Annotated in this window: 13 protein-coding genes; 12 read left to right on the top strand and 1 reads right to left on the bottom strand. The window is 49.9% G+C overall.

Annotated features, from left to right (window positions below):
• Positions 1 to 30: 30 nt before the first annotated feature.
• Positions 31 to 966, top strand: coding sequence for a selenium metabolism-associated LysR family transcriptional regulator (locus GUA98_RS19770; RefSeq protein ID WP_153979353.1), 936 nt, complete (start codon positions 31 to 33; stop codon positions 964 to 966).
• 30 nt (positions 967 to 996) lie between these two features.
• A complete protein-coding gene (locus tag GUA98_RS19765; RefSeq protein WP_193724175.1) occupies positions 997 to 1,860 on the top strand; it encodes a PHP domain-containing protein in 864 nt (287 codons plus the stop codon).
• Between the two features lie 81 nt (positions 1,861 to 1,941).
• Here GUA98_RS19765 and GUA98_RS19760 read toward each other — a convergent pair whose 3' ends face one another.
• Entirely contained in the window at positions 1,942 to 3,687 is a 1,746-nt protein-coding gene (locus GUA98_RS19760) for an NFACT family protein (RefSeq protein WP_193724174.1), read from the bottom strand.
• A gap of 322 nt (positions 3,688 to 4,009) precedes the next feature.
• Between GUA98_RS19760 and GUA98_RS19755 the strand changes: the two genes are divergently transcribed.
• From GUA98_RS19755 to def, 10 genes are all read left to right on the top strand, one after another.
• On the top strand, positions 4,010 to 6,823 hold the full coding sequence (locus GUA98_RS19755; protein ID WP_193724173.1) for a calcium-translocating P-type ATPase, SERCA-type: 2,814 nt from the start codon (positions 4,010 to 4,012) through the stop codon (positions 6,821 to 6,823).
• Between the two features lie 149 nt (positions 6,824 to 6,972).
• The gene (gene dapF, locus GUA98_RS19750) at positions 6,973 to 7,806 is read left to right on the top strand and encodes a diaminopimelate epimerase (RefSeq protein ID WP_127537865.1); all 834 of its coding nucleotides are present in this window, start codon (positions 6,973 to 6,975) and stop codon (positions 7,804 to 7,806) included.
• A 137-nt stretch (positions 7,807 to 7,943) separates the two neighbouring features.
• Positions 7,944 to 9,833, top strand: coding sequence for a bifunctional homocysteine S-methyltransferase/methylenetetrahydrofolate reductase (locus GUA98_RS19745; RefSeq protein WP_153979348.1), 1,890 nt, complete (start codon positions 7,944 to 7,946; stop codon positions 9,831 to 9,833).
• 19 nt (positions 9,834 to 9,852) lie between these two features.
• The gene (locus GUA98_RS19740; RefSeq protein ID WP_193724172.1) at positions 9,853 to 10,752 is read left to right on the top strand and encodes a YicC/YloC family endoribonuclease; all 900 of its coding nucleotides are present in this window, start codon (positions 9,853 to 9,855) and stop codon (positions 10,750 to 10,752) included.
• Between the two features lie 51 nt (positions 10,753 to 10,803).
• Complete coding sequence (remA, locus tag GUA98_RS19735) at positions 10,804 to 11,064, top strand: extracellular matrix/biofilm regulator RemA (RefSeq protein ID WP_006209218.1); 261 nt, start codon at positions 10,804 to 10,806, stop codon at positions 11,062 to 11,064.
• A 13-nt stretch (positions 11,065 to 11,077) separates the two neighbouring features.
• Complete coding sequence (gmk, locus tag GUA98_RS19730; protein ID WP_090901057.1) at positions 11,078 to 11,650, top strand: guanylate kinase; 573 nt, start codon at positions 11,078 to 11,080, stop codon at positions 11,648 to 11,650.
• Between the two features lie 156 nt (positions 11,651 to 11,806).
• Positions 11,807 to 12,022, top strand: a complete 216-nt coding sequence (gene rpoZ, locus GUA98_RS19725) for a DNA-directed RNA polymerase subunit omega (RefSeq protein WP_095290265.1) — start codon at positions 11,807 to 11,809, stop codon at positions 12,020 to 12,022.
• Positions 12,023 to 12,142: 120 nt separating this feature from the next.
• Complete coding sequence (gene coaBC, locus GUA98_RS19720; protein WP_193724171.1) at positions 12,143 to 13,378, top strand: bifunctional phosphopantothenoylcysteine decarboxylase/phosphopantothenate--cysteine ligase CoaBC; 1,236 nt, start codon at positions 12,143 to 12,145, stop codon at positions 13,376 to 13,378.
• A 2-nt stretch (positions 13,379 to 13,380) separates the two neighbouring features.
• Positions 13,381 to 15,930 carry a primosomal protein N' gene (priA, locus tag GUA98_RS19715; protein ID WP_193724170.1) on the top strand — a complete coding sequence of 850 codons (2,550 nt, stop codon included), beginning with the start codon at positions 13,381 to 13,383 and terminating at the stop codon, positions 15,928 to 15,930.
• A gap of 168 nt (positions 15,931 to 16,098) precedes the next feature.
• Positions 16,099 to 16,587 carry a peptide deformylase gene (def, locus tag GUA98_RS19710; protein WP_095290270.1) on the top strand — a complete coding sequence of 163 codons (489 nt, stop codon included), beginning with the start codon at positions 16,099 to 16,101 and terminating at the stop codon, positions 16,585 to 16,587.
• Positions 16,588 to 16,592 lie beyond the last annotated feature (5 nt).

The following is a 16,592-nucleotide window of genomic DNA, read 5'->3' as shown; positions in this document are numbered from 1 at the left end:
GAGGTAAGTGTACAGAAGAGGGGCGAAGATATGAATTTTCATCAGTTGCATATTTTTTACACCGTGGCGGAAAAGGGAAGTTTTTCAGCAGCTGCGCAAGCCTTACATATGACTCAGCCTGCGGTGACGATGCAGATTCAATCACTGGAGGACTATTTTGGCACCAAGCTGCTGCACCGTTCAACCAAGAAGATAGAATTATCCGAAGCTGGGCGCACCCTGCTGCCGCATGCCAAGCGGAGCGTGGAACTGGTCAGGCAGACCGATGAAGCCATGTCGGCATTTACACAGATGCTTCAGGGAAGATTACAGCTCGGTGCCAGCTTGACCATAGGCGAATATGTTTTACCGAGAATGCTGGGTCCCTTTGCAAGGCAATATCCCGATATCTCGATCGTAATGAAAGTGATGAATACAACGCAAATTATGGATGATATTTTGAAACACCAGTTGAACTTTGGCCTGATCGAAGCCCCGATCCATCATCCCGACATGATTGTGGAACCGGTGATGCAGGACGAATTGAAGCTGATTGTTCCGGCAGGTCACGCGCTCGCCGATCGCGGGGAAGTGGAGCTGGAAGAGGTTATGGCTTATCCGTTTGTACTGCGGGAGAAGGGCTCCGGTACAAGACAGGTCATGGAAGACCAACTGCAAAAGAAAAACATTGACCCTCAGGACATGAATGTTGTGATGGAGCTTGGAAGTACGGGTGCAGTAAAATCGGCGGTTGAAGCTGGTGTGGGTATTACTATGCTGTCTCCTTCATCCGTTCAGCATGAATTAGCACTTGGTCTCGTGCATATTGTTGAGATCCGCGGACTTGAATTCAAACGACAATTCTATGCCATTCATTTGAAGTCTTCCCTGCTCCCTCTATCCGCAGTAGCATTCTTAAACTACCTGAGACAGCAGGAGCACGCTGGAGCGGAAGAAATGATGGATAAAGGAAGTAAGGAATCGTGAACACAACCATGTAGCAAGGAGATGTTGTTAATGGATCAACCTAACGGACGCTGTGATCTTCATACGCATAGTCAGGCTTCGGATGGCATGCAGTCACCTGCTGAAAATGTAAGGCTGGCCAAACAAAAGGGACTGTCAGCCGTTGCAATCACGGATCATGATACGGTCGCCGGTGTGGCAGAGGCACAGCAGACAGGTCTGGAATGTGGTATCGAGGTTGTAGCCGGTGTTGAGATCAGTACCCGCGCCGGAGGCAAAGACATCCATGTGCTGGGTTATTATATGAATATAAAGGATGAACTCTTTCTGGAGCGGCTGCATGGACTTCGTGATGCACGTGAGGAACGAAATCATCGCATTATTGCCAAACTGCAGGAGCTTGGCCTTGATATCAGCTGGGAGGAAGTTGTTGAGGGGCTGGGACGTCCTCTGGAGCCGGATGAGAGCATTGGCAGACCACACATGGCCGATGTCCTGGTCAGCAAAGGCTATGCGGTCGATATGCGGGATGCCTTTGATCGTTATCTGGCCGAAGGTAAGCCAGGCTTCGTGTCGGTTCCACGTGTTGCTCCTGAAGATGCCTGTCAGTGGATTCGAGAGGCAGGGGGAGCCGCAGTCATTGCACATCCAGGTCTTTATGGAGATGATGAACTGGTTCGCCGGATCATTGAGCAGTTCCGTCCGGACGGAATTGAAGTATTTCATTCCGACCATGGCCCTGAAGAGGAACACAGGTATGCCACATTGGCACATGAATTTAATTTAATTGTGACAGGTGGCTCCGATTACCACGGTGTGAGACAGGGGGTTGTTTTTCACGGGGATCTGGGGAGCAAGACGGTAACATTGGATGTGCTTAAACAACTACGTGCAGCGGCAAGCCGCGAATCATAACTTAAATTGAGAAGCCCCAGAACACGATATTCTCTGTTCTGGGGCTTTTTGTGTCTTTTTGTTTGTGGTGGCACCTGCCGCCTATCCGTTTTTGATGGAGGATGGCAAGCTTTTGACCAACTCTTCATTGGGCGTCACAAACAGTGTTTTTTGATGATCGTAGATGACGAAACCGGGCTTGGCACCGCTTGGTTTCCGTACGTGACGAATATAGGTATAGTCCACAGGAACACTGCTTGATTCCTTGGCCTGACTGAAATAAGCTGCGAGCTGTGCTGCTTCCTCCAGTGTAGCTTCCCCGAAGTCCGTGCTGCGAATGACAACGTGTGAACCCGGGATGTCTTTGGTGTGCAGCCATGTATCATTGGCCGACGCCAGACGGTTAGTGACATATTCATTCTGCAAGTTGTTTTTGCCCACCAGAATATCAATCCCCTCAGTCGAGGTAAACTGATGTACGGTTGGACGGTCGTTTTTCTTTTTCTTCTTGCCTTTTTTGTTGCGGTCACGAAGATATCCCTGTTGAACCAGTTCTTCACGGATCTCCTCAATATCGTTCATGGAGGCAATGGACAGCTGCTGCAGCAGGTTGTCCAGGTAGACGATCTCGTCCTTGGTTTTGCCGAGCTGCTCATGAATGACCGCCAGACTGTTCTTATATTTGTTGTACCGCTTGAAGTAACGCTGCGCATTGTCTGATGGTGTAAGCAGGGGATCGAGTGCGATGGTAATGGTTGCCTGATCTTCATCATAGAAGTTTACAAGCTCCACACTTTTGTCTCCCTTGCTAATCTGGTGAAGAGAAGCAAATAACAATTCGCCCCATAATCTGTATTTTTCCGCGTCATCGGCTTCGAGCAGATCCTTGTTCAGATTGTCGAGTTTTTTGACGTTTTTGCTTCGTTCATTTTGCAGAAAACGCAGCAGATCACTTACCTTTTGCTTTACCGTATCCCGCTCGGCTTTATCCCCGTAATAATCCTCCATGCATTTGCTCATCGTGTCGTAGGTCTTCTCGGCATCCTGAATACTCTGAAGGCGGACAGCAGAGAAGATCATTTTCCCTTTGGCATTCAGTCCTGTGACAGGGGTGTAGTTATTCTCTCTCACAGGTCCCATCACAGAATCAAAGGCATTCCAGAGGGCGCTCGCCTCGGCCGATGCGTCTCCATTGTCACGATTAGCGGTACGAGCAGCAATCTCGCCTGCGATCAGCGGACTCAGGCCGCTGAATGAATTCACAAGCCAGCGGGCTGCCTCTTCTTCCGTTTCAGAGTAACCCTTGAGGAATTCAGCGCTGTTCACTTCCAGCGGATTGACTTTGTGCTGTTCTGGCGGAGCTGTGTATGAAAAGCCGGGCATGATGACCCGATAGCTGCTGATGGAAGGGGTAACGTGATGTATACCGTCCAAAATCGTTCCCGTGACCGGGTCGAGCAATACGATATTGCTGTGACGCCCCATGAGCTCAATAATGATTCGTTTTACGGATACATCACCGAGTTCGTCGCGTTGACGAACGTCGATGTGGATGATCCGTTCCATGCCGATCTGACGAATCTCCTCTATAATGGCTCCCTCGCAGTGCTTGCGCAGCAGCATGCAGAACATCGGTGCTTCTGTAGGGTTTAAGAATGTCTTTTCCGTAAAATGCACGCGGGGATACGTCGGACTGGCCGATATCAGCAATTTGCTGTTCCCGCGTTGTGCACGAAGGGTGAGTACGACATCATGGCCGTTAGGCTGATGAATTTTGCTAATGCGGCCGCCTTTGCAGCCCTGCAGTTCGTGTACGATGGCTCGTGTAACAATGCCGTCCAATGCCATATTTTTCAACTTCCTCTCTATCTATAACTGAAACACACAACTGGAATATGTAAAAATCAGAACCGGTTGCAGTTCGTTCGTCACTTGCCTTCTTGCATAAGATAACTCGGCTTCTACTGCGTTATGACCGCAGACTTTTATTTTAGCCTATTCTGTCCATCAGGGAAAGGATTCACCATCCGGGTGCTAATTGGGGTCCTGTCCGAATACATATAGAGCAGGTAGTTTGTCCGGCGTGACATACAGCTGCTGGTTAGCGATCACGAGCAGCTGTATGAACGTCTTTTACAGGAAATATAGACTGGGAGGGGAACCTTGAAGCATGGAACAGACCAAGTGGCATCAACTAAGCGTAGAAGAGCTTCGCAGCACGCTAAGCGTCAGTCTGGAGGAAGGATTGACGGATGAAGCTGTTGCGCAGAAGAGGAAGGTCGCCGGTTCAAATGAGCTGAGTGAAGGAAAACGTATATCCCCAATTACACTGCTGCTTAACCAATTTAAGGACTTTATGGTGCTCGTTTTGATGGGGGCGACACTGGTGTCCGGATTGCTCGGAGAATATTTGGATGCCGTTACTATTGTGGCGATTATTGTGTTAAATGCCATTCTGGGCTTCGTACAGGAATTTCGGGCTGAGCGTTCCCTCCGCGCATTGAAGCAGCTGTCCGCACCTCTTGCCAAAGTTCTTCGGGCCGGTCAGGAAGTGCAGCTTGCTGCCAAACAGCTGGTGCCAGGGGATATCATCCTTGTCGAGAGCGGAGATCGCATCCCGGCGGATGTAAGATGGCTGGAAACGAACAGTCTGGATGTGGAGGAATCGGCACTCACTGGAGAATCGGTCCCAGTAAGCAAGCATTGCAACCCCATTGCAGATGATGCCGTACCGCTCGGCGATCAGAAAAACATTGGATTTATGGGCACCATGGTTACCCGCGGGACGGCCAAGGGCGTTGTCATTCGGACAGGCATGGATACCGAGATGGGTAAAATTGCCGATCTAATCCAAAATACCGAGGAACAGGAAACACCGCTTCAGCATCGTTTGGAGCAGTTGGGCAAAATACTCATTTTTGTTGCATTGGGACTTACCGTGATGGTTGTTGTGGCTGGTATTTTGCATGGACAACCGGCGATTGGCATGTTCCTTGCTGGTGTCAGTCTGGCGGTGGCTGCCATACCTGAAGGTTTGCCGGCGATTGTCACGATTGCACTTGCGCTGGGTGTGCAGCGAATGATTAAGCGCAAAGCCATTGTACGAAAATTACCTTCAGTCGAGACACTTGGTTGTGCCTCCGTGATCTGCTCGGACAAGACGGGGACATTAACCCAGAACAAGATGACCGTGACCGATGTATGGCTGGAAGGTCGCAGCATCCAAGTCACCGGGGACGGGTATGCACCGGAAGGACAGATGCTGGAAGACGGCCGGACGGTGGAGCTGAAGAGTGATCAAACGCTGCGAAGACTGCTTCAGATCAGTGCGTTATGTAACAATGCGAGTATTGTGGAAAGCTTCTCGGAAGAGCGCAATAAGAAAAAGGGTAAGGATGGCAAGAAGGAGGCAATCAAGGAGGATGGCGTGGTATGGGAGCTGAAAGGCGATCCAACCGAAGGCGCGCTCGTCACTCTGGCCTCCAAAATGGGTCTTACTCCTGCCAGCCTCAAAGAGTTATACGCACGTCAACAGGAGTTTCCGTTCGATTCGGACCGCAAACGAATGTCTGTCCTCATTCAGCATCAGGGTGGCCGCATGGTCTACACCAAGGGTGCTCCTGATGTGTTGATCGGACAATGCAGCTATATTTTATGGGAGGGCAAAGTGGTACCCTTCACCGGAACGTTGAGACAGAAAGTGATGGCTGCAAACGAGAAGATGGCCGGAGCAGCTCTGCGTGTCTTGGGGATGGCTTATCGTGAAGTACGCCCTGAGGAAAAAGTAGATGACGAACATGCTGCCGAAAATCAGCTTGTGTTCGTTGGACTTGCTGGCATGATCGATCCTCCTCGGAGAGAAGTCCGAGATGCAATTGCAACTTGCCGCAGAGCGGGTATCCGGACGGTCATGATCACGGGTGACCACGGGACTACTGCTGAGGCGATAGCCCAGCAGCTGGGCATTCTTCCACGGGGCGGAGGTTCGTTAAGCGGACAGCAGCTGGCCGGATTGACGGACGATGAGCTGGATAAGCAGGTCGAAGGGATCTATGTCTTCTCCCGGGTGTCCCCTGAGCACAAGCTCCGGATTGTAAAATCCCTGCAGCGCAAAGGCCATGTCGTAGCTATGACAGGGGACGGTGTCAACGACGCACCAGCAATCAAAGCGGCGGACATCGGGATTGCGATGGGAATTACAGGAACGGATGTAACGAAAGAGGCATCGGCCTTGATTCTCAGTGATGATAACTTTTCTACTATTGTAGCGGCGATTGAAGAAGGGCGTAATATATATGAGAATATTCGGAAGTTTATTCGGTACTTGCTTGCTTCCAACGTTGGCGAGATTTTGACGATGTTCTTCGCGATGATGATGGGACTGCCGCTGCCGCTCGTGCCCATCCAGATTCTATGGGTGAACCTCGTGACAGATGGCCTGCCGGCCATGGCGCTGGGTGTGGATCAGCCGGAGAAAGACCTGATGGAGCACAAGCCACGCGGCGCCAAGGAAAACATTTTTGCCCGGAGACTGGGCTGGAAAATCATCAGCCGCGGTGTATTGATCGGATTATGTACATTAGGTGCGTTCTGGCTTACCCTTCAAGCCGCTCCGGATCAACCGGGTCAGCTTATTAAAGCACAGTCTGTCGCTTTTGCGACACTTGTTCTGGCTCAGCTTATTCATGTGTTTGACTGCCGGAGTTCGCGCTCCATCTTCCACCGGAATCCGCTCCAGAACAAATATCTGGTTCTTGCGGTGATCTCGTCCGTCGTGCTGATGCTGGTTGTGATGTACGTGGAGCCGCTGCAGCCGATCTTCAAAACCGTGCCGCTCGGCATGCGTGAATGGGCCATTTCCATCGTTGCTGCAGGTATCCCAACGTTCCTGATGGGAGCAGGCAGTGTCTGGGGTGGCCGTCGTAACCGTCGCCGGATGGGCCCTGGAAGCTTCGTACCGAAAAGTACAAAGTTTTCGGCATAAAATCAATAGCATTTCCTTATCGTTTTCGTTATGCTATCCTCAAAATGATTCGGGGCAAAAGCCTTGGACATTTTGCAGGATAGCTTTTTTGTGTAAACAGGCAAGAATAACGCTTTGGCAGCAGACTGCCAAAAGGAGTGGGCAAGGATATGGAATTTACAAAAATGCACGGACTTGGCAACGACTTTATCGTTGTATTTGGAGAAAAACAGCTTCCGGCTGATGCAGCAGAGCTTGCTGTGAAATGGTGCAACCGTTTCTTCGGCATCGGTGCGGATGGACTCGTTTATATACTGCCTTCAGAGAAGGCGGATTTTCAGATGCGTATCATGAACTCTGATGGTTCGGAAGCGGAACAATGCGGGAACGCGATTCGTTGTGTAGCGAAGTATGTTTATGACCATGGTCATGTGACATCGGAGCACATAACAATTGAAACCATCGGCGCTGGTGTGCAGCCGGTAACCCTTAATGTACTTGACGGCAAGGTGGCAACTGTTCGTGTAGATATGGGAGAGCCTATTTTGGACGGGCTTCAGGTTCCGACAACAGTGGATGCCAATCCTGTGGTTGATCATACGATTGAAGCGAATGGACAAGAGTTCAAATTCACGGCAGTTTCAATGGGGAATCCCCACGCTGTCATTTATGTAGATGATGCAGTGAACTTTGATCTCTCGACTTGGGGGCCGGTGCTGGAAGTTCATCCCATGTTCCCGAAAAAGATTAATGTTGAGTTTGCCACTGTGCGTGATCGCGGATTCGTCGATATGCGTGTATGGGAACGCGGTGCGGGTCCTACCCTGGCTTGTGGGACCGGAGCTTGTGCAACGCTTGTATCCTCCGTATTGAACGGACACACGGATCGTACGGCAGTTATTAGCCTCAAAGGTGGAGACCTGCATATTGAGTGGAACGAAGCCGACAATCATGTGTATATGACCGGACCGGCAGAGGTTGTTTTCAAGGGAGTCACCTCATAAGATGACAGATTAAGCCAAGAGGCCTTCGGGCCTCTTTTTTTGACTGAATTTCGTGGAAATCCTGTGTTTTTCTACGTTATTGATCGGCTTTTGTGTTACATTAGTATGAAATGATCAGCTAGGCGGGGGGAAAAGGGATGAAGGCGGATTTGCGGAGTGTCTTGCAAGAACGAGTTCTCATTGGAGATGGGGCGATGGGAACATATCTGTACCAAATGGGTTTCCCGGTTGGAATTTCATATGAAGAATTAAATTTGGTCTCACCTGAAGTGGTAGCAGATGTGCATCGTCGTTATTTGGAAGCGGGTACTGAAATATTTGAGACCAATACGTACTCTGCCAACTATGATAAATTGTCTAAGTTCGGACTGGAATCGAAGGTGACGGAAGTCAATCGTGCGGGGGCACGCATTGCCAAGGAAGTCGCCGGTTCAAACGGATACGTTCTAGGGGCTGTGGGTTCCATTCGTGGAGGCAAACGGACTAATGTATCGACAAGCGAACTGAAGCGTTTTTACGAACAGCAGATTTTTGCCCTGCTTGAAGAAGGGGTTGACGGGATTCTGCTTGAAACCTTCTATGATATCGAAGAGATGGATATTGCGCTGCTGCAGGCTCGCAAGCTGAGTGATCTGCCGGTGATTGGGCAGTTTGCAGTTGAGGATATTGGACATACGCTGGATGGATACACGATGCCGGAAGCGTTCCGAATCATGCGTGAGCAGGGTGCGGACGTGATTGGGTTTAACTGCCGCTCCGGTCCAAACGGAATTATGCGTGCAATGGAAACCGTATCCGGGCGAATCGGAGTTCCGATGTCTGTTTACCCTAATGCGGGGGCGGCAGACTATGTCGATGGCCAGTTCCGTTATGGTGCCACACCGGAATATTTTGGGCAGACCGCGGTGCAATTCGCCGATCTGGGCGCCCGTATTATCGGTGGATGCTGCGGTACGACGCCGGATCATATTGGGGCAATCGCACAGGCTCTTTCCGAATATACTGCAGCACCCATTGTCTTGCCTGACCCAACAGAAGCCAAACCGCGTATCGTACTGCATGAAAATGTGGATGAACGGTCCGGCCGTGGTGGACAGCCGACCATTGTGGATCTGGTCAAACAGCGCCACACGGTTATCGTTGAACTCGACCCGCCTCGTGACCTGGATATTGCCAAATTCATGAAAGGTGCCGAAACGCTGAAAGCCGCTGGTGCGGATGCGCTGACACTGGCTGACAACTCTTTGGCGGTAACCCGCATGAGTAATATGGCTCTGGGACATCTCGTTCAGGATCGTACAGGCTTACGTCCGCTTGTACATATTGCTTGCCGTGACCGAAATCTGATTGGGACCCAATCACACATGATGGGTTTTGACGCTCTCGGTATCAACCACGTGCTTGCGGTTACAGGGGATCCAGCGCGTTTCGGTGATCTTCCCGGATCCAGTTCCGTATACGATCTGACTTCATTTGAAATTATACGTATGATCAAGCAATTGAACGACGGTGTAGCTTTCTCCGGCAAACCGCTTAAACAGAAGGCTGGTTTTGTCATCGGAGCAGCGTTTAACCCGAATGTGAAACATCTGGATAAGGCAGTTCAGAGACTGGAGAAAAAGATTGCCTCCGGTGCAGATTACATTATGACGCAGCCTGTCTATGACCCGCAATTAATCGTAGCTATGCATGAGGCTACCAAACATTTGGAAGTGCCTATTTTCGTTGGTGTAATGCCGCTGGCAAGTGGACGAAATGCAGAATACCTGCACAATGAAGTTCCAGGCATTCAGCTGTCGGATGAGGTACGTTCTCGCATGGCTGGTCTCGAAGGAGAAGAAGGACGGGCCATGGGCGTAAAAATTGCCAAAGAGCTGTTGGATGTGGCAACAGCCCATTTCAAGGGGATCTACCTGATGACTCCGTTTATGTTCTACGGCATGACTGCCGAACTGACCCAATATGTATGGGAGAAGTCCGAGCACCAATGTCCTACTTGTTTCAACCCTAATAATCAATTACAATAGTGTAACGGATGTGATGCCGATGTCATTCAGTATGACCGGATACGGTCAATCCGCCTTTCATTTTGGAGGCTACAAGGTACAATTGGAGATCAAATCCGTCAATCATCGTTACTGTGAAGTGATGATGCGCATGCCGAAAGAATGGACATGTTATGAAGACGGATTGAGGAAAAGAGTACAGAGCCGGCTGAAGCGCGGGCGGATTGATGTTTATGTAATGAAAGAAAAAGATGAAAATCAGGCTCTTCCTGCCGTGCTTAATGAGCAGGCAGTCAGGGCCTATCTGCAGGCAGCAGAACAGCTGGAATCCCGCTTTGGGATGCAGGGCAAACCGAGCATTATGGACATGCTTTCATTGCCGGATGTCATGGTTCATTCCGATGGAACAAGTTCAATTCCGGAGGAAGAGCAGGACGAATGGGAGCGTGTGCTGCAGCAGAGCTTGGAAGAGGCCTTGACCAGTCTGGAGCAAATGCGCGCGCGTGAGGGTCTTCATCTGGCCAGTGATCTGGAACGGCGGATTAGTCGTCTGGAGTCGCTGCATACCGAGATGCTTGCTCTTGCACCTACTGTGGTATCAGATTACCGCAACAAGTTAAGACAAAGGCTTACGGAAATGCAGGAGGAAGGCTCTTTCCCTTTTGACGAGCATAAATTGGGTATGGAAATTGCTGTGTTTGCCGATCGTTCTAACATAGAGGAGGAGCTTACGCGTCTACTCAGCCACTTCGGACAGAGCAGGGAACTGCTGAAGAGTGAAGAGCCGGTAGGCCGCAAGTTGGACTTTCTTATTCAAGAGATGAATCGGGAAGTCAATACGATTGGATCAAAAGCCAACCATTTGGCTCTGGTGAACCGTGTTGTCGAGATGAAGGCGGAGCTGGAGAAAATTCGCGAGCAGGCGGCGAATATCGAATGAACGGCCATATTTCGGCAAGAGAGTCGCATGTATAGGGGGAAGAACCTGATTATGGCAATCAAACTCATTAACATTGGATTCGGTAACATCGTATCGGCGAACCGGATTATATCCATCGTAAGTCCGGAATCGGCGCCGATCAAGAGAATTATACAAGAGGCAAGAGATCGTCATATGCTGATAGACGCAACGTACGGAAGACGTACTCGTGCCGTGATTATTACGGATAGCGATCATGTCATTCTGTCTGCGGTTCAGCCTGAGACGGTCGCCCATCGTCTTTCTTCGAAAGATGATGACAACGACGAATAAAATGGAGTGTAATATGTCTAAGGGATTACTGATAGTGTTGTCCGGCCCATCTGGGGTCGGGAAGGGTACAGTATGCAGCGCTTTGCGCAAACGTGTGCCGGAGTTGATCTATTCTGTGTCTGCAACGACTCGCCAGCCTCGTCTGGGTGAAGAGCATGGTGTGAACTACTTCTTCCGAAGTCATGAAGAGTTCCTGAACATGATTGCTGAAGACCAGCTGCTGGAGCATGCAGAATATGTAGGTAACTATTACGGAACACCACGTGACTTTGTCGAGAAAACCATTAACGAAGGCCGCGACATCATTCTTGAGATTGAAGTTCAAGGCGCGTTAAAAGTGAAAGAGAAGTTCCCGGAAGGGATTTTTGTATTTCTGCTGCCTCCTTCATTGGACGAGCTCAAAGATCGCATCCAGGGACGCGGTACGGAGAGTCAGGCAACTATTGATCACCGGATGTCCGTAGCCGTAGATGAGATTAGTCTGCTGGAGCAGTACGATTACGCTGTCGTTAATGACGAGATTGATTTGGCGTGTAAACGAATAGAAAGCATTATTATCGCCGAACATTGTAAGATCAATAAATAATTTTTTTGGCTGCCGCAGGATGCAATTATTCGGAGAACTGCTGACATATATCTATAGATAGTCGGGCGAGGTTCGGTTCATGTGAACGACGGAATAGTTGCATTCTGTTAGGCGGGTCAAAGGGATTATACTAATGCAAAGAGGTGTTTTGTAAACATGCTGTATCCTTCTATTGATGAAATGATGAACAAAGTCGACAGCAAGTATTCTCTTGTTGTTGCTGCTTCCCGCCGGGCCAGACAGCTTCGTGAAGGCGAAAAAACGGATCTGAGAAATGCAAGATCCCATAAACAGGTTGGCGTTGCACTCGAAGAAATTTATGGTGATCATCTCGTTGTCATCAAAGGACAGGACGAAGAGGAAGAAGAGTAAGCCGCCTGCGGCTGCTCTTCAACTGCATACGGCGCAAGCCGGACTTATTTGACAACCGCGAGGTTGTTATTTTTTTCTCTATTCATCGTTTATACGTCGTATATATCGGGGGAAATAACCATGTTGAACGGTAAAAAAATCGTACTTGGCGTGACTGGCGGCATAGCCGCATACAAGGCGGCTACATTATGCAGTAGACTGGTGCAAAAAGGGGCGGACGTTCACGTCATTATGACGGACTCTGCCAAACAGTTTATTACCGAATTAACGCTGCAAACGTTGACCCGAAATGTAGTCTACAGTGATACATTTGATGAGCGTGAGCCATCAGTTGTATCACATATTCATTTGGCCGATATGGCCGATCTGGTTCTGGTTGCCCCGGCAACAGCCAACGTTATTGCCAAAATGGCACATGGCATGGCCGATGACATGCTCTCCACAACACTACTGGCAACGACCGCTCCGGTAATGATCGCACCTGCCATGAATGTTCATATGTATGATCACCCTGCAGTACAGCACAATATGCGTCTGCTTTCCGAGCGAGGAACACTGATGATTGAACCAAGTGAAGGACAGCTCGCATGTGGATACGTAGGTAAAGGGCGTTTAGAAGAGCCGGAGACGATTGTTGAGGTGGTTGAACGTTTTTTTGAAGATCAGGCAGCAGCTAAACCAGGCTTGAAACAACAGTCCGCCTTGTTAAAAGGCAAAAAAGTGATCGTGACGGCGGGCGGTACGATTGAGCGTATTGATCCTGTCAGATATATTACTAATGACTCTTCCGGCAAAATGGGATTTGCCATCGCTGCAGCAGCACGTGATTTGGGGGCAGAGGTTACGCTTGTTATGGGCAGTACACAAGTTCAGCCGCCAACGAATGTGGAAGTAATTCGAGTGCAGTCTGCCCAGGATATGTACGAAGCGGTCTCGAGTCACTGGGATCATGCTGATATCGTTGTTAAGGCTGCGGCAGTTGCCGATTACCGTCCCAAGGAAGTACATGAGGAGAAAATCAAAAAGAAAGGCGATACGCTATCGCTGGAGCTTGTTAAAAATATAGATATTCTTGAAACATTAGGGAAGCAAAAGAGTCATCAATTTCTAATTGGTTTTGCCGCAGAAACCCATTCTGTAGAGATGTACGCAAGGGAGAAGCTGGAGCGGAAAAACTGTGATCTGATCGTAGCCAATGACGTTGCCCAGCCGGGTATCGGATTTGGAGCAGATACCAATGCGGTTCATATTTATGACCGTGAAGGGTTGGTGGAAGAGCTTCAGGTGATGTCTAAGGAGGACATAGCTCACCGATTGCTTGCGATTGCGGCGGAGCGCATTGCCGGGAGGAATTAAATATGGAGATCGCCAAGGTTATTGTCGATGTTCCGGTGAAACAGACCGATCGGCCCTTTGATTATCTGGTGCCGGAATCGATGCGTGATTGGATTGAGATTGGCAGTCGGGTAGGTGTGCCGTTTGGACATCGAACCGTTCAGGGCTTTGTTGTTGATCTTGTACCGCGTACCGGAACAGAATCCTTCAAGTTGAAGCCCATTCAGGAACTGTTGGACATCGTTCCTCCCTTATCAGAAGATCTGGTGCAGCTCGCCGAGTGGATGAGTGAGCGATATGCCAGCAACCGCATTTTGTCGCTGCAGGTCATGGTGCCGACTGCGCTGAAAGGTAAAGCGGAACGATATATCTCCATTGGGGATGCACTGGATGGACAGCAGACCGGAGCAAAGGCGGATGAAGATGTCCTCTTCGTGTGGGGAGAGGAGTCCACCTCGGAGAAGGTGCAGCAGGACATTATACGGTTTGTTAAAAGCCGGGGACAGGTGCCTTTGCAGCAATTGAGCCGGAAATACCCCAATCATGCCGCGTTGATCAAAAAGCTTCTGCTTGGCGGTATATTGCTGGAGAGCCAGGCAATCAAGGACAAGCTGAACAAAAAAACGATGAAGGCAGTGGATTTGGCGGTAGATGCGGCTGCTGCACAAGAGGCACTTGCATCTTTCCCGGCAAAGGCACAGCGGCAGAAGGAGGTTCTTGCTTTTCTGCTGGAAATGAAGGAACTGCTGCCGATGCCGATGAAAGAATTGCTGGCCACGCTTCAAGTGTCTGCGGCTACCGTCAAAGGGCTTGAGGAGAAAGGGCTGCTTGTAACGGAAGACGTGGAAGTCTTTCGTGACCCTTATCAGGGCAGAAAATTTCGGGCCACTGAACCGCTTGCTCTTACTGCAGAGCAGCAGAACGTGTACGATAAAATTAATCGCCGATTACAGGAAAGGCGCCATGGCGTCTTTTTGTTACACGGTGTAACAGGCAGCGGTAAAACCGAAGTGTATCTACAGACGATCCAGCAATGTATTGAGCAGGATCGGCAGGCGATTGTGCTTGTGCCTGAGATTGCCCTCACACCACAAATGGTTGAGCGGTTTAAAGGACGATTCGGAGACCAGGTTGCCGTTATGCACAGCCGTCTTTCGGGCGGAGAGCGTTATGATGAATGGCGCAAAATCCGGGAAGGCCAAGTAAAGGTAGCCATTGGCGCGCGTTCCGCTGTCTTTGCTCCATTTGACCGACTGGGTCTAATTATTATGGATGAGGAACATGAGACTTCTTACAAACAGGAAGAAACGCCGAAATACCATGCCCGTGATGTAGCTGTAAAAAGAGCACAGCAGCATCAGGCTGTTGTGGTCCTGGGCTCCGCGACGCCTTCGCTGGAAAGTTATTATGCCGCACGTTCGCAGAGCAATGATGATTTTGCCCCGCTGCTGCTGGAAATGCCTACTCGGGCGCTTGGCAACAATCTGCCGGATGTGCGAATCATTGATATGCGGGAAGAGTTGAAGGATGGCAACCGTTCGATGTTCAGCCGGGCTCTGCACAAGGGACTGGAGGAACGGTTGGAGCGCGGGGAGCAGACCGTTTTGCTGTTGAACCGCCGAGGCTATTCCACTTTTGTCATGTGCCGCAGCTGCGGTTATGTGGCCGGCTGTCCCGAGTGTGATATTTCACTGACGTATCACCAGCGTTCGAACAATCTTCGTTGTCACTATTGCGGGTATGCAGAAGCTGCTCCGGAGGTATGCCCTGAATGTGGCAGCGAACATATCCGTTACTTTGGTACAGGTACGCAGCGAGTGGAGGAAGAATTGGCCAAGTTGTTCCCGGGAATTCGTGTAATCCGCATGGATGTGGACACAACGACGGAGAAGGGGTCGCATGAGAAACTTCTGAAGCAGTTCCGGGAGAAAAAAGCGGATGTGCTGCTGGGTACCCAGATGGTTGCCAAAGGATTGGATTTTCCGGATGTCACCCTGGTTGGTGTCATCACGGCAGACTCGGCACTGAACCTGCCCGATTTCCGGGCTGCCGAGAAGACCTTCCAGCTGTTGACCCAGGTAGCGGGCCGTGCCGGGCGCCATCAGTTGCCTGGTGAGGTCTTTGTGCAGTCCTATACACCGGAGCACTATTCCATTGGGCATGCAAGCCAGCATGATTATGTTTCTTTTGTGCGTGAGGAACTGCTTCACCGCCGCAATCTGCAATACCCGCCGTATTGCCGCCTGATTCTGGTGACCTTTTCGCATGAGCAATTGCCTGTACTGATCCGGCTGGCCGAAAATTACACACGTCTGTTGAAAGAACGTGCCAATGCAGCGGGCTGGCTGGGAAGCCTTGACCGTTTCAGCAACGATGCCTTCGACGTGCTGGGGCCTGTAGCCTCGCCCATTCCCCGGATCAAGAATAGATACCGATTCCAATGTATGATAAAATGGCGGGGGGATGTAGACGCTATCGGAATCGCCCTGGAAACAGCTCGGCGCATGGACGATGATGTTCAGGCGCAAAAACTTCTCATTAGTTTGGATGTAGACCCGCAAATGTTAATGTAAGCATGATGCATCGTTTTCCATGGACACTTCGTGTGATAAAAATTGGGAAAATGATTAGAGCAAAATGTGGATGTGAACAAGCGGTATAAACATAGATTAAAAACAAAGCAAATGTTAATCAAAAGAATGATACCCAACATGAGTTTGGGTTAGGAAGGTGCTTACAACATGTCGATTCGTATTATTGTTAAAGAACCAGATGAGGTGCTTCACAAAAGAGCCAAGGAAGTTACAAAAGTAACACCCAATGTACAAAAACTGCTGGATGATATGGCAGATACCATGTATGACGCTGAAGGTGTAGGTCTTGCTGCCCCTCAAGTAGGCATTTTGAAACGCCTGATTGTCATTGATGCTGGGGATGAACAAGGCCTCATCAAAATGATCAATCCTGAAATCATCGCAAGCGAAGGCGAACAGTTTGGACCGGAAGGCTGTCTGAGTATTCCTGGTATTAACGGCGACGTTCGCCGTTTTGAGACAGTTACCGTTAAAGGCTTGGACCGTGAAGGCAATGAACTGATCATTACGGGCAGCGGTCTGTTGTCCCGGGCATTCCAGCACGAGATTGATCACCTGGATGGTGTACTCTTCACGGATATCGCTGAGAAGGTGTACGAAATTGCAGCCGATCAGACTGGACCGCGACGTAATTAAGGAGT

The organism is Paenibacillus sp. P13VS (genome assembly GCF_015143645.1).
GTDB lineage: Bacteria > Bacillota > Bacilli > Paenibacillales > Paenibacillaceae > Paenibacillus > Paenibacillus xylanilyticus_A.
This window is presented reverse-complemented; position numbering and strand designations above follow the sequence as displayed.

Bases quoted from the DNA above. Each gene is read 5' to 3' on its own strand.
- GUA98_RS19770 (WP_153979353.1), top strand. From the start codon at position 31: ATGAATTTTCATCAGTTGCATATTTTTTACACCGTGGCGGAAAAGGGA.
- GUA98_RS19765 (WP_193724175.1), top strand. From the start codon at position 997: ATGGATCAACCTAACGGACGCTGTGATCTTCATACGCATAGTCAGGCT.
- GUA98_RS19760 (WP_193724174.1), bottom strand. From the start codon at position 3,687: ATGGCATTGGACGGCATTGTTACACGAGCCATCGTACACGAACTGCAG.
- GUA98_RS19755 (WP_193724173.1), top strand. From the start codon at position 4,010: ATGGAACAGACCAAGTGGCATCAACTAAGCGTAGAAGAGCTTCGCAGC.
- dapF (WP_127537865.1), top strand. From the start codon at position 6,973: ATGGAATTTACAAAAATGCACGGACTTGGCAACGACTTTATCGTTGTA.
- GUA98_RS19745 (WP_153979348.1), top strand. From the start codon at position 7,944: ATGAAGGCGGATTTGCGGAGTGTCTTGCAAGAACGAGTTCTCATTGGA.
- GUA98_RS19740 (WP_193724172.1), top strand. From the start codon at position 9,853: ATGTCATTCAGTATGACCGGATACGGTCAATCCGCCTTTCATTTTGGA.
- remA (WP_006209218.1), top strand. From the start codon at position 10,804: ATGGCAATCAAACTCATTAACATTGGATTCGGTAACATCGTATCGGCG.
- gmk (WP_090901057.1), top strand. From the start codon at position 11,078: ATGTCTAAGGGATTACTGATAGTGTTGTCCGGCCCATCTGGGGTCGGG.
- rpoZ (WP_095290265.1), top strand. From the start codon at position 11,807: ATGCTGTATCCTTCTATTGATGAAATGATGAACAAAGTCGACAGCAAG.
- coaBC (WP_193724171.1), top strand. From the start codon at position 12,143: ATGTTGAACGGTAAAAAAATCGTACTTGGCGTGACTGGCGGCATAGCC.
- priA (WP_193724170.1), top strand. From the start codon at position 13,381: ATGGAGATCGCCAAGGTTATTGTCGATGTTCCGGTGAAACAGACCGAT.
- def (WP_095290270.1), top strand. From the start codon at position 16,099: ATGTCGATTCGTATTATTGTTAAAGAACCAGATGAGGTGCTTCACAAA.